This is a genomic window from Actinophytocola gossypii (assembly GCF_025165815.1).
Taxonomy (GTDB): Bacteria; Actinomycetota; Actinomycetes; order Mycobacteriales; family Pseudonocardiaceae; genus Actinophytocola; species Actinophytocola gossypii.
The window spans coordinates 331,820-345,247 of the sequence record NZ_JAFFZE010000012.1; the positions used below are offsets into that span (position 1 = coordinate 331,820).

Annotated in this window: 9 protein-coding genes; 1 reads left to right on the plus strand and 8 read right to left on the minus strand. The window is 70.4% G+C overall.

Annotation, left to right across the window (positions count from 1 at the left end; translation table 11 throughout):
* Positions 1 to 58: 58 nt before the first annotated feature.
* From JT362_RS15425 to JT362_RS15460, 8 genes are all read right to left on the minus strand, one after another.
* Positions 59 to 4,774 (minus strand): ThuA domain-containing protein, encoded by a 4,716-nt coding sequence (locus tag JT362_RS15425; protein WP_260191891.1) that lies wholly within the window; start codon positions 4,772 to 4,774, stop codon positions 59 to 61.
* Positions 4,775 to 4,851: 77 nt separating this feature from the next.
* Entirely contained in the window at positions 4,852 to 5,739 is an 888-nt protein-coding gene (locus JT362_RS15430) for a sugar phosphate isomerase/epimerase family protein (protein WP_260191892.1), read from the minus strand.
* The gene (locus JT362_RS15435) at positions 5,736 to 6,509 is read right to left on the minus strand and encodes an ABC transporter ATP-binding protein (RefSeq protein WP_260191893.1); all 774 of its coding nucleotides are present in this window, start codon (positions 6,507 to 6,509) and stop codon (positions 5,736 to 5,738) included. Before JT362_RS15435 ends, JT362_RS15430 begins: the two co-directional genes overlap by 4 nt.
* Positions 6,506 to 7,291 carry an ABC transporter ATP-binding protein gene (locus JT362_RS15440; RefSeq protein WP_260191894.1) on the minus strand — a complete coding sequence of 262 codons (786 nt, stop codon included), beginning with the start codon at positions 7,289 to 7,291 and terminating at the stop codon, positions 6,506 to 6,508. The genes JT362_RS15435 and JT362_RS15440 overlap by 4 nt, the downstream gene beginning before the upstream one ends.
* 11 nt (positions 7,292 to 7,302) lie before the next feature.
* Positions 7,303 to 8,769 (minus strand): ABC transporter substrate-binding protein, encoded by a 1,467-nt coding sequence (locus JT362_RS15445; RefSeq protein ID WP_260191895.1) that lies wholly within the window; start codon positions 8,767 to 8,769, stop codon positions 7,303 to 7,305.
* A complete protein-coding gene (locus JT362_RS15450) occupies positions 8,766 to 9,773 on the minus strand; it encodes a branched-chain amino acid ABC transporter permease (RefSeq protein WP_260191896.1) in 1,008 nt (335 codons plus the stop codon). The genes JT362_RS15445 and JT362_RS15450 overlap by 4 nt, the downstream gene beginning before the upstream one ends.
* Positions 9,770 to 10,816, minus strand: coding sequence for a branched-chain amino acid ABC transporter permease (locus tag JT362_RS15455; protein WP_260191897.1), 1,047 nt, complete (start codon positions 10,814 to 10,816; stop codon positions 9,770 to 9,772). The genes JT362_RS15450 and JT362_RS15455 overlap by 4 nt, the downstream gene beginning before the upstream one ends.
* A gap of 106 nt (positions 10,817 to 10,922) precedes the next feature.
* Positions 10,923 to 12,026 (minus strand): Gfo/Idh/MocA family protein, encoded by a 1,104-nt coding sequence (locus JT362_RS15460; RefSeq protein WP_260191898.1) that lies wholly within the window; start codon positions 12,024 to 12,026, stop codon positions 10,923 to 10,925.
* A gap of 85 nt (positions 12,027 to 12,111) precedes the next feature.
* Between JT362_RS15460 and JT362_RS15465 the strand changes: the two genes are divergently transcribed.
* Positions 12,112 to 13,290, plus strand: a complete 1,179-nt coding sequence (locus tag JT362_RS15465) for a XylR family transcriptional regulator (RefSeq protein ID WP_260191899.1) — start codon at positions 12,112 to 12,114, stop codon at positions 13,288 to 13,290.
* Positions 13,291 to 13,428 lie beyond the last annotated feature (138 nt).

A 13,428-nucleotide genomic window follows, 5' to 3' on the forward strand; every position in this document is an offset into this window, starting at 1 on the left:
CCGGCAGGGTGACCGGAGTGTCCGGTACACCCTGCCTGAGCTGGTGTAATGGTCGGGTTCAGTTCCTCCCGACGCCGCTGTGGGCGGCCGCCCGCCGGATCCAGCCCGCCTCCCGTCCGGTGATGACGTCCTCGGCACGCAGCTGTCGCATGACCTCGTTGACGTGCTGGAGGAACGCACCGCGACCGCTCCACGGCTCCTCGTCGAGGATGAGGTCGTTGATGGTCGTACCGCTCGACACGGTCCGGTTGACCACGTGGCTGTCGACCCCGCCGACGATCACCGTGGTGTCGGCGACGACGACCGTCAACCGCTGCCAGTCCTCGGCGTTGCCCGCCGCGTCGACCGAGCGGTACTCCACCTCGTGCGCCGCCGCCGGGTCGAGTGTGACCGGTCCCGAGTACACGACGGGGTCGGCCTCGCCGGCCAGGCGGTAGTGCGTCTCGACGCCGCCGGACGCCACGTCCGTGGCGGCGAGCATCAGGGTCGCCGGCCCCAGGTAGACGTCGCCGTCGAGGTCACCGTCGACGACCGCGACGGTCTCCGGGGCGGTGACGTCGACCGCGACCTCCACCACGTCGGGCTCCGAGGTCCCGGCCTCGTTGGTCGCCCGGTACTCGACCGCGTGGGTGCCGTCCTGGTCGAGCGTGACCGGCCCGGTGTACGGCGCCCACTCCCCCGCGTCGACGCGGTACTCGATGTCGGCGTCGGCGTCGTCCGCGGCCAGTGTCACCGTCACCGGCGTCACGTACCAGCCCTCCTGGCCGTCCGGCTCGGCCGGAGCCACGGTGGCCGACACGGTCGGCACCTGGACGCTGGACTCGGCGTCGAAGTGCAGCCAGTTGACGTTCGCCTCGGCACCGGGGAACACCAGGTAGAGCTTCGTGCTGCCCTCGCTCGGCTGGAGGTCGACGGTGACGTCGGTCCAGTTCGCGACGTCCGGGTTCAGGACGATCGAGCCGTCGTTGCCCTGACCGGACGAGTCGACGAGCGTCGTGCCGCCGGTCTCGTCGAAGTCGTAGGCGACGACATCGCCGACGTCACCGCCGTCACCGGCGGGTGCCGCCATCAGCGCCTGGATCTGCGCCTGGTCGAGCGCGGAGCCGAAGATGTGGAACTCGTCGAGCGCCGCGTCGAGGTACGGGTCCGGGTACTGGGACCGGATCAGCCAGTTCTGGGTCGTCTCGCCCAGCTCCGCCGGGTTGAGCGTCATGTTCGCGTTCGTCGCGACCGGCGTTCCGTCGAGCCACAACGTCCCGGTGGTCCCGGACAGGGTCACCGCGACGTGGTGCCACCCGGCTGGGAGCTCCTGGTCGTGGCTGATCTGCTGCTCGCAGCAGTTGCCCTCGGCCGTGATGGCGTAGCGGAGCCCTGGCGTGCCGCCGGCGTTCGGGGTCAGGAACATGTTGGTGCCGGTCCCGGAGCCGAAGTCGAAGATGCGGGACCAGTCCTGCCCGGTGGCCGCGCGGTTGACCCAGGTGGCGATGGTGAAGTCCCCGGTCAGGTCACCGACGACGCCCGTCGGCAGCTCGGCGTACTGAAGGGCGGTGCCGGTGTTGAACCGCACGGCGTTGCCGAAGCCGTCCTGTCCTGGCACCCGCTCGGCCGCGACCGACGCCCGGACGTCCGCGGTGCCCAGGAGCGGCCCGTCGGGTGCGTCCCGCCGGATCTCGACGGTCGTGTCCGCGAGCGCCGACACCCGCAGTCCCAGCGAGTCGACACCACCCAGGCTCACCGGGTCGTACGCCGCCCAGGCACCGTTCCCACCCCGCATCGTCTCGCCGCCGCCGAGCGGGTCGTTGCCCGGGCCGGTGGTGACGCCGGAGGACTCGGTGAAGTGCTCGGCCTCCGTGGTGGCCGGTCGCAGGAGGTGGCTGTTTCCACCGGTGAGCGGACGCGCGTCCGGGTGGTCACCGGCGTCGGTGTAGCTGGCCGTGATGATCGTGGTGACGTTGGCGCCCTCGTGCCCGCTCTCGGGATCGGTGACGATGGTGCCCTCGCAGCCGTACTGCGACGGGCCCTGGTGCACGTGCACCGCGCCGCCGGTGTCGTGGTAGACGCCCTGCTGCACGAGCACTTCCGCACAGTCGATGGTGCCGTCAGCGGTGGAGCCGTCCTCCGCGTCGGTCACCGTGACGCGGAACGGGACCTCGTCACCCCACTCGAAGACCTGACCGTGCGCGGGCAGGTCGATGGTGACCACCGGCTCGGTGTTGCCGACGGTGATCGTGAGGTTCGAGGTGGCCGCGCGGCCCGTGCTGTCGGTGACCACGAGCTGCGCGGTGTAGACGCCCGCCTCGGTGTAGACGTGGGTCGGGTTCGGCTCGGTGCTGGTGACGCCGTCGCCGAACGACCAGGCGAAGGTGATCGCGTCGCCGTCGGCGTCGAAGGTCCCTTCCGAGGAGAAGCTCACCTCGACCGGCGGCTGGCCGTTGTCCGGCGACGCCGACGAGTGCACGGTCGGGGTCCGGCCGTCCTTGACGTAGCTGATCCGGAACAGGCCGGAGTCGGGGTTGACCCCGCCGCCGCCGAAGTTGAACTCGTCGCCCCACTCGATCAGGTACAGGTTGCCGTCCGGGCCGAACTCCATGTCGTGCGGCTTGCGCAGGCGCAGGCTGTCGTCGAACCGGAAGCCGTGGAACTGTTCGCTGAGCGATCCGTCGACGTACCCGCCGTTCTCGTCGAGGTCCATCGTGGCGATGAAGTCGCGCTCCCACTCCATGACGAACGGCTTGCCGTCGAAGAACTCGGGGAACCTGCCGTCCGCGGTGACCTCGGGGTCGAAGTGGTACGTGTCGCCGGCGTATGCGGCGCGGCCGGTCCCGTAGGCGGACCCGCCGGCGACGGGACCGCACGGCACCTCGGGATGCGGCGGCGGGGCCGAGTACCCGCCCTGGCTGTCGCAGTACGGGTAGCGGACCGTGGGCAGCTGCTCGACCGGCGGCAGCCGGTCGATGCCGGTGTTGTTCGGCGAGTCGTTCACCGGTCCGCCGGCGCAGTCGTACGGCTCGCCGACCGCACCGGTGGCGAAGTCGTAGTGCCGGTACGGCTGGTCGCTGACGATGCAGAACGGCCAGCCGTAGTTGCTCGCCTCGTGCACCTGGGCCCAGTAGTCGTAGCCACGCGGGCCCCGGTCGGGGTCCACGCCGCCGGCGGGGTTGGCGTCCGGGCCGACCAGGCCGAACGTGAGCACACCGGTCTCCTGGTCGATGTCCAGGGTGAACGGGTTGCGCAGCCCCATGACGTAGATCTCCGGGCGGCCGAGCGCCGGGTCGTAGGTGCCTCCGGGGAAGAGGCCGTCGTGCTCGCCGCTGGTGAACAGGTTGTCGCCCGGGACGTCGTAGGTGCTGCCGACGCCGGGCGCGTCGCCGCCGGTGGCGTCTTCGATGGGGTTGATCCGCAGGATCTTGCCGCGCAGGTCGGCGGCGTTACCGGAGGACCGGGCCGCGTCCCACGGCTGGCGACCCGGACGGTAGTCGAACGGCCCGAACCCGCCGGACGCGAACGGGTTCGTGTCGTCGCCGGTGGAGATGTAGAGGTTGCCCTCGGCGTCGAAGTCCAGGTGCCCGCCGCTGTGGCAGCACTCGACCCGCTGGTGGGGGATCTCCAGCAGCACCACCTCGGAGTCCAGGTCGATCGTCTCGGTCAGCGGGTCGAGCGTGAACCGCGAGACGTGCTGCACGCCGCCGGCGATGCCGTCGACGGTCCTCGACGCCGGGTCGCTGTAGAAGAGGTAGAGGAAGTCGTTCTGCTCGAACGCCGGATCCAGCGCGATGCCGATCAGGCCGTTCTCCTGGCCCCGGTACACCGGGATCTGGCCGGCGGTCGAGATCTGCTGGGTGTCCGGGTGGTAGACCTTCACCGCGCCGCCCAGCTCGGTGTAGAACACCCGGCCGTCGGCGGCGACGTCCAGCTTCATCGGGTTGGCCGTGTTGTCGTCGAGCGCGACCTTCTCGAAGGCCGCGGCGGTGGGGATGCCGGTGCGCGGCTCGCCGCAGTCGGCCTCGGTGTTGCCGGCGGCCCAGTCGATGGCCCAGCCGATGTGCTGCCGGAAGCCGGGGTCGGCGTAGTGGCTGGCCGAGTGCCCGAGCGCGGTCTGGAACGTCCGGCCGCCGTCGTACTCCGAACACCAGGAGACGGGGTGGTCCGCACCCATCTGCCCGCCGCTGTAGGTGGCCTCGTCGACGGTCAGCAACACCTTGACTCCCGCGTCGCGCGGATTCGCGGCGAAGTTGTAGAACTCGTCGTCCGGCCACTGGAACGAGCTGCCGAAGTGCGCCGTCGCCGGGTGCTCCGCGTCGTCGACGTGCACCGTCGCGGACTGGATGGGCGGGTGGTTTACGAAGAACGCCCCACCGAAGAGGTCGCGCCACCACGGCCAGTCCGCCTTGTCGGTGTTGGACGTGGAGTGCAGGCCGACGAAGCCGCCGCCGCGCTGGGTGTATCGCTCGAACGCGGTCCGCTGTGGCGTGTTCAGGGTGTTCTCACCGTCGGTGTAGAAGACCACGGCCTCGAACTCGCCGAGGCCCTCGTCGGTGAAGACCGACGAGTCCTGCGTCTGCGTCACGGTGAACCCGTGTTCGGCGCCCAGGTCCTCGACCGCGGTGAGCGCGGCCTCGATCGAGTCGTGCCGGAACCCGGTGGTCTTGTGGAAGAACAGGACCTGGTAGTCGTCCTCGGGCGGTTGTGCGGAGCTGATGGCACTGCCCGGGAGCAGGGCGGCCAGGAACGCCGCCACCACCGTGAACGTGAGGTAGAGGGAAAGTCGTCGCATTGACATCTCACCGTCGCTTCGTTGCGGATGGGGACCGGAGATCCTCCGAGGTGAACAGCCCGACCTGCGCATGTCGGTTAGGACGCACCTCCTCCCCGCACCACGCCGGTGAGGAAGGCGAGCCCGTCGACGGCGATGGCGTCCTGCGTCTTCGCCAACGGCCGCCAGATCGACGCCGCCGTCGCGATCGTCTCGTTGTCGCCGGTGAACGACTCGATCACGAGCGGCCCCCGGTAGTCGGCCGCGTTCAGCGCGGCGACGATGCCGGGCCAGTTCAGGTGATCGGCGCCCGGCGCACCGCGGTCGTTCGCGCAGACCTGCACGTGCGCGATCCGGCCGGCGGCCCTCCGGATCGCCTCGGTGATGCCGCGCTCCTCGATGTTCATGTGGTAGACGTCGAGGGCGACGCCGCAGCCCTCGGCCGGGAGACCGTCCAACGCCTCCAGCGCCTGGTCGACGGTGTTGATCAGGCTGGTCTCGTACCGGTTGAGGGGTTCGACGGCGACGGTGACGCCCGCGTCCGTCGCGTGCCGAACCACGGGCTCGAGGCTGTCGCGAAGTTGCTCGTAGCAGCCACGACGCTCCGCCTCACCGATACGCCACGTCCTGCCGACCGACGTGTAGATCGGACCGGCGATCACCGGCGACGAGACCGCCGCCGCCACGTCGACGACCCGCCGCAGGTAGTCGCGCGTCGCGGTGATCGTCTCCCGGTCCGTGGCGACCAGCTCGCGACCCGGCCCCATGGCCACGACGATGGTGGCCGACAGGCCGAGCGAGTCGAGCAGCTTCGCCGCCCGGCCGGGATCCCAGTCGCCCAGGTTCTCCACCGGGAGCTCGATCACGTCGAAGCCCCACTCGCGGATCTTCGGCGCCAGCTCGGCCAGCCCCTCGTCGGTCAGCGGCGAGGTCCAGATCCAGGTGTTGGCCCCCAGTGCCCTCGTCAGCGCCCTCGTCGCGGTCATGTCCGTTCCCCTTCCTCGTGCCGGCTTCCGGCAGCGACACCGGCCGACGCCGGCGCGGAGCCGACTCCGAGGTAGCGACGCTGCAGTTCGGGGCGATCCAGCAACTCGTCACCGGTGAACTCCGCCTCGATGCGGCCGGAGACCATGACGAGCTGCCGGTTCGCGAGCCGCACCGCGGCCCGCAGGTTCTGCTCGACGACGAGCACGGCCACGCCTTCGGCCACCAGCTGACCGACGACGTCGACCAGCACGTCGACGATCGTGGGTGCCAGGCCTTCGGAGGGTTCGTCCATCACGACCAGGGGCGCGTTCAGCAGCAGCGCCCTGCCGACGGCGAGCATCTGCTGCTCCCCGCCGGACAGGTCCGCTCCACCGTGGTGGCGGCGCTCCGCGAGCCGAGGGAACAGCTCGTAGACCGCGTCGGGCGTCCAGCGCCGTCCCCTGGCTCGCCGGGCCATCATGGCGAGGTGCTCGTCGACGGTGAGCGACGGAAAGAGCCGGCGTCCCTGGGGCACGTAGGCGATCCCGGCGAGGGCGACCTTCTCGGGAGCCAGCCCGTCGACTCTCCGACCGGCCAGCCGGATCTCGCCGCCCGACGCCGGGAGGAACCCGACCAGCGTGTCGCACAGGGTGGTCTTGCCCATCCCGTTTCGCCCCACCACGGCGACCGACTCGGCCCCCATGCGCAGGCTCAGGCCGTCGAGGACCAGGGACGCTCCATAGCCGGCACGCAGGTCGCGCACCTCGAGCAGCGCGTCGTTCGTGCTCATGCCGGCGCCTCCGTGCCGAGGTAGATCCGGTGGACGTGCGGATCGGCACGTACCTGCTCTGGTGATCCGGCCATGACCTGCTCGCCGTCCGCCAGCACGACGACCCGCCCGGCGATCCGGAACGCGACGTCCATGTCGTGCTCGATGAGCAGCAGGGTCAGCTGCTCGTCGAGCGACTCGAGCAACTCGACCAGCCGCTCCCGCTCCCCGCGGGACAGGCCGGAGGCGGGTTCGTCGAGCAGCAGCACGTCCGGCCGGGTGGCGATGGCCATCGCCAGTTCGAGCTGCCTGCGCTGTCCGTGTGCGAGCTCGCCCGCCACCGCGTCGAGCTGCCCGGACAACCAGACCCTGGCGGCGGCCTCGGCGGCCTCGTCGCGCATCCGGCGGTCGGCCGAGGACCGCCAGAGCGCCCGGTGCCGGCCGCGGTGACCGGCGAGCGCGAGATAGATGTTCTCGCGCACGGTGAGGCCGGCGAAGGCCCGCGCCTTCTGGTACGTCCGCGCCAGGCCGAGCCGGGGGCGGTGCCGGGACGGGAGGTGGGTGCAGTCCTGACCCCTGATCAGCACCGCGCCGGTGGTCGGTGCGATGTCGCCGGCGATGACGTTGAACAGCGTGGTCTTGCCGGCTCCGTTCGGTCCGATGATGGCCAGTCGCTCGCCCCGCGCGATGTCGAGGTCGACGCCGCGCAGGGCGCGCAGGCCGCCGAACGCCACCGTGACCGCGCGAACCTCGACGGTGGACGCCGGGGTGGACGCCGGGGTGGACGCCGGGGTGGACGCCATGGCTGGCCCTCCTAGCTCTGCGGGACGCCGTCGACGACGGGAATGGCGTTGCCCTCCCACGGCAGCTCACGCTCCTCGCAGGCCGGGAAGTCCCGGCCGGGCGAGGGGGTGTCGGGGCTGAACGTGCCGCCGAAGGTCTGGTCGACGCCGGGGACGATGGCCACGGTCTCCTGGACGACGTTCCCGGAGTCGTCGAGCGCCAGGCGCGACAGGCCGACGTCGACGATGCCGCTGCGGTTCTCGTCCAGGCTGATCTCGCCGTAGGGCAGGTCGAGGGTGAGACCCGCGATCGCCTCGTGGAAGGCGTCGAGGTCGGAGACGTCGCCGCCCACCGCTTCCAGCCCTTCGACCAGCGCCACGCCGGCCGTGTAGTACCCGTAGAAGAAGCCGAACGCGGCGGCGACGGACGGCGGCGCCGGCTCGTTGCCGCTCAGTGAGCCGGGGATGGACTCCCAGGTCTCGTCCGCGGCGGCCAGGTACTCCTCGATCTCCGGGGTCCGGACGTCGGCGGGCAGTGTGGCGAAGCCACCCACGTACGCGCCGGCGATGTCGGTCCCGAGCGCCTGGGCCAGGTCGGGGTTGAAGAACAGGTTGCCGGCGTGCTGGTCACCGGAGAGGTCGCCCTGCCCGTTGACGAAGGCCTCGAGCGCGGCCTGGGTGCCGGTCCCGCCGACGGCCCAGAAGTACCCGTCGACCTCGTCCGGGCCCGGCAGCGCAGCGATGTAGGAGGAGTAGTCGGTGGTGCCGAGCGGCGGGAACACGCGATGGGTGACCTTGCCCCCCACGCCGCAGAAGTCCGCGATGAAGCCGGCCGCCGACGTGTGGCCGAAGCTGTAGTCGTCGGCGATGACCGCGACCGTGTCCCAGCCCTCCTCGTTGTGCAGCAGGTCGCCGAGTCCGGCGTTCCAGATCGCGCCGTCGCCGTAGAAGCGGAAGTAGTTGGGCGCCTGGACCTGCAGCGTCTGCTCCTGCGATCCGGAGATGCCGGCCAGCACGGTGAGCTCGGGGTTCGACTTCGCGTACTCGGCGATCGCGATTCCCTCGTCCCCGGAGAGCGGGCCGATGATCACGTTGGCGCCCAACTGCTCGACCAACCGGCGCACCTCCTGCACGACGCGGTCGGCGGTGTCGTCGCCGCAGCCGATGCCGACCAGCTCGATCGGGGTCCCCGCGACCTCCGCACCGCTGAACCCCTCCAGCGCGCTGGTCGAGGATTCGGGGGTCGCACCGGCGAACCGCGCCAGGGCCAGCGTGGTGCCCGCGACCACGTCCTCGTGGAAGCCGCCGAACGGGCCCTCGCACTGACCGAGGATGCCCAGCCGGATCCCGTCACCGGAGCCGGATCCGCCGGCCACCGAGTTCTGCTGGTCGGCGGGCAGACCCGCCGAGTCGTCCCCGTCACCGGCGCACCCGGTCACCAGCGCCAGGCCCGCCGACACCAGTAACACCAACGCCTTTCGTAACTTCGGTCCGCTCATGGCCGTATACCTCCGAGTTCCTTCCGAGTCGTGCCGCGCAGCCGCTGGACGATCCCCGTCAGGCCCTCCGGGGAGAGGACCATGATCACCAGCACGATGACCCCGATGACGGTGTTGAACCGGGCCTCGGTGATGCCGATCCGGTCGACCAGCGGCAGGTCGCGCAGGTAGGTGAGCACCAGGACGTAGACGAACGCGCCGAGCCAGGCGCCCGCCAGCGAGGACATGCCGCCGATCACGGCGATGATCAGCAGGATCAGCGTCGGGCCGATCGAGATCGAAGCGGGATCGATCTGGCCGTTCCACCACACGTTCAGCAGGCCGGCCAGACCGGCCACGAACCCGGCCAGGGTGAAGGCCAGCGCGCGGTGCAGCGGCACGTTGAACCCCAGTGACGCCATCCGGACCGGATCGTCGCGGACGCCCTGCAGCGCCAGCCCGAACGCCGTTCGCCCGAGCATCCGGAACCCGGCGTAGGCCAGCACCGACAGGAGCAGGCCCGCGTAGTACAGCCGCACCGGCGGTCCGAGCAGTTCCGGCCGCTGGATGCTCGTGATGCCGCCAGGACCGGAGATCTCGACGATCTGGGCGAACACGAAGTAGCCGACGACGCCGTAGACCAGGGTGAGCATCAGGAAGTAGATGCCCGTGGTCCGGCTAGCGACCGCACCGAGCACGAACGCGACCAGCGTCGTGACGAGGATCGCGAACCCCACGGCCGCCCACGGATGCCAGCCGAGGTTCAGGCCGCGCGCGCCACCGTCGAGGGCCGCGTTGCCGAACATGAAGCCCGCGATCCCGAACATCAGGAGTTGCGCCAGCGAGGTCATGCCGCCGTACTTGGCCAGGAACACGATGGTCGCCGCGGCCAGCCCCAGGATCAGGGTCTGGGTCATGACGAAGTTGACGAAGAACGCCGTGGCCAGGCTCGGCAGCAGGGCCAGGACCAGCACCAGGCCGGCGAGGGCGAGCGTCTCCCCGGTCAGGTGTTCGCGCAGCTTCATGCCGGCCTCCCGAACAGCCCGTTTGGACGGACGGCCAGCACGAGCGCCAGGAGACCGAACGTCATGATGATCGCGTAGTAGGAGTACTGAGCGGGCAGATAGGCGGGCGAGAAGGCGACCACCGTGCCGTACAACAGCGAACCGGCGGCGGCGCCCTTGAGCGAGCCGAGTCCGCCGATGATCACGACGACGAGCGCGTTGAGCAGCCAGTTGCCGTCCGTCCCCGGTGCCGCACCGGCGAACGACGCGCCGAGGACCCCGCCGACCCCGGCCAGGAACGAGCCGACGAGGAAGGTGAGGGCGAACACCCGGCGGATGTTGATGCCGAGGCCGCGCACCATCTGGCGGTCGTCCACGCCGGCCCGGATGACCATGCCCACGCTCGTCCGGTTCAGCCAGAGCCACAGCAGGACGCCGACGAGCACGGCGATGGCGAGCATGAAGATCCTGGTGACCGCGTAGCGCTCGCCCAGGACGGAGAAGAAGTGGGTCACGCCGCCCGGCCAGACCATCCGCTGCGCCAGCCCGCCGAACTCACGCAACATCTGGTCCGCCAGCACGACGGTGATGGCCAGGGTCAGCAGGGTCTGCCGCATCTCCTGGCCCTCGTTCCACTGCAGGAACACCTGCTGGATCAGCAGACCGAGCACGGCCGCGACACCAGCGCCCGCCAGCAGCGGGACCAGCCAGTCGAGCACGCCCACGTCGGCCGGGTCGAGGTTGCGGGACCGGCCGACCATCGCCTCCTGCACCCGGATCGCGACGTAGGCGGCCAGCAGGAACAGGGACCCGTGGGCCATGTTCACCGTGCGCATCAGGCCGAAGATCAGCGTGAAGCCGGACGCCGCGACGAACAGCAGGCCGGCGAAGGTGATGCCGTCCAGGACCGTCACCAGGAACCTGCCGGGGTCGTCGACGGCCGCGCCGGCGGGGGTGCCGTCGGCGAGGAACAGCACCCAGGCGGCGACGGCCACCGCGACCACGGTGGCGACCCAGACGGGGGGCCGGCGCAGCGGCGCCAGCCTGCTCGGGGCAGGCGTCATCGCTACCTCCCACAAGTTCGGCGCCGATCGGCGCATGGTCGTCGGACGACCTGTGACTCGGTGATGCCCGTGCGGCGCGCCGCACGGGCCGTCGGCCGCGCGTCCGTCAGGTGGTGTAGTCCGGGATCGTCACCCGACGCCCACCGTCCATTGCCGACTCGTGGGCGCAGATGCCGACGGAGGTCCAGTTCGCCGCCGTGACCTCGTCGATCGCGGGCGCCCGGCCCTCGACGATGCTGCGGACGAACTCGTGTGCCAGGTGCGGGTGTGATCCGCCGTGCCCACCGCCCTGGATGAACGAGAGGTGCTCGTTCTCGGCGTCGTAGACGCCGTGGGTGGTGAACGGCGCGACCTCCGGTGGCAGCCGGTGAGCGAAGTCCGGGATGTCGACGGGCTTGGGAATTTCGCCGACGTGCAGGACGTGGCCCGATCCCTGCGTCTGTTCCCATTCGAATGTCGCCAGTTCCCCGAACACGGTGAAGCTCTCCACGTACTCGCGGGCGGTCTCGAAGAGCGACCGAGCGATCTCCGCCCCGATCGGCGAATCCCGCAAGGTGATCAGCGCGGTCTCCACCGCGAACGGCGACCCGTACTTCGCGGCGAGTTCCGGGGAGATGCGTCCCGAGCCGAGGCACACCACGCTCTCCGCCAGCGCACCGGCCAGTGACAGCACCGGACTCACGGCATGGGTGGCGTAGTGCATCGGCGGAAGGCCCTCCCAGTATCCGGGCCACCCGGCCATCTCCTGGTGGTGCGCCCCGCGCAGGAACTGGATCCGGCCAAGCGTCCCGTTCGCGAGGAGATCCGCGACGTGCAGGAACTCGCGGGAGTAGACGACAGTCTCCATCATCATGTAGTTCTTGCCCGATTCCCGCACGGCCGAGACGATCGACCGGCATTCCTCGAGCGTCGTGGCCATCGGCACCGTGCAGGCGACGTGCTTGCCCGCTCGAAGCGCGGTGACGGTGTGGTGCGCGTGATCCGGAATCGGGGTGTTGATGTGCACCGCGTCGATGTCCGGGTCCTCGACCATCGCGGCGAAGTCCGTGTAACGGCGCGGAACGCCGAACCGGTCGGCTGTCTCGTGGAGCGAGGCCTCGGTCCGTTGGCACACGGCTACGAGCTCGGCGTCCGGATGGGCTTGGTAGATCGGCACGAACTCCGACCCGAAACCGAGTCCTGCGATGGCCATCCGTACTGGCTGCGTCATCGTTGACCTCCTGTGTCGTGAAGGTTACGGAGGACACGCCGACGCGAACCATGCGCAATCCAGCATCAGGGCTTAGATTTTTTACATGCCCGTCGAGGAGACGCGACACGTCGGTCTGTTGGTCGAGACCTCGAACGCCTACGCGCGCGGACTGCTCGTCGGGGTGAAGAAGTACGTCGAGGAGCATCCGCACTGGTCGCTCTACCTCGCCGAGCACAGCAGGCACGAGACCGACTTCTCGTGGCTCGAGGGCTGGCACGGCGACGGAGTGCTGGCCCGGATCGAGACCGAGGAGACCGCCAGGTTCATCCGGCGGCTCGGCCTGCCGACCGTCGACCTGAGCGCGGCCCGGCTCGTGCCGGAGCTGCCCGGGGCGGAGACCGACGACGGCACGATCGCCCGCTGGGCAGTCGGGCACTTCGCCGAGCGAGGCCTGCGCAACTTCGCCTTCTGCGGCGACGAGCGGTTCGCCTGGTCGGTGAAGCGGAGCGAGTGGTTCGCCGGCTACGTCCGCCAGCGCGGCGCGACACCACACGAGTTCCGGATGAAGCCGTCGGGCATGCTCGCGGCCGACCGCGAGCGTCTCGCGGCCTGGCTCACCGGGCTACCGAAGCCGGTCGGAGTCCTCGCCTGCTACGACATCGCCGGGCAGGAGGTCCTGGAGGCCTGCAAGATCGCCGGGCTCGCGGTGCCCGACGCCGTCGCGGTCATCGGCGTCGACAACGACGAGCTGATCGGCAACCTCACGACACCGCCGCTGTCGAGCATCGAACCCAACACGACCGCGACCGGGTACCTGGCGGCACATCTGCTCGATCTGATGATGCAGGGCCACGCCCTCGAGCCCGGCCTCCGGCTCATCGAGCCCACCCGGATCGCCGCCCGGCAGTCGTCCGACATCCTCGCCGTGGACGATCCGCTCGTCTCCGAGGCGCTGCGGTTCATCCGGGCCCGGTCGGACCAGAACGTCGCCGTGAGCGCCGTGCTACGGCACGTCGGCCTCTCTCGGCGCGCACTGGACCACCGGTTCGTCGCGACCCTCGGCCGAACGGTGCACGGCGAGATCATCAGGGTCCGAATGGGACACGTCGCCGAGCTGCTCTCCTCGACGGACTGGACCCTGCAGCAGATCGCGGACCGGCTTAACTTCAGCCACTCGGAGTACATGAGCGTCGCCTTCAAGAAGCACACCGGCCAATCGCCGGGCCAGTACCGCCGGACGGTGAACGGCCCGGTCGCCCGCCAGGCGTTCTGGCAGGAGTGACGGCGCGCCCGGGTGCTCCTTTCGAGCACGGCTTGGCCGACCCGCACGCGGGTCCCGACGACGGTGCGGGCGTTGCCGGCTGGCTGGACGACTGTGCCGGCTACACGGTTGGGCGGTCGTTCGGGACGCGATGCGGGC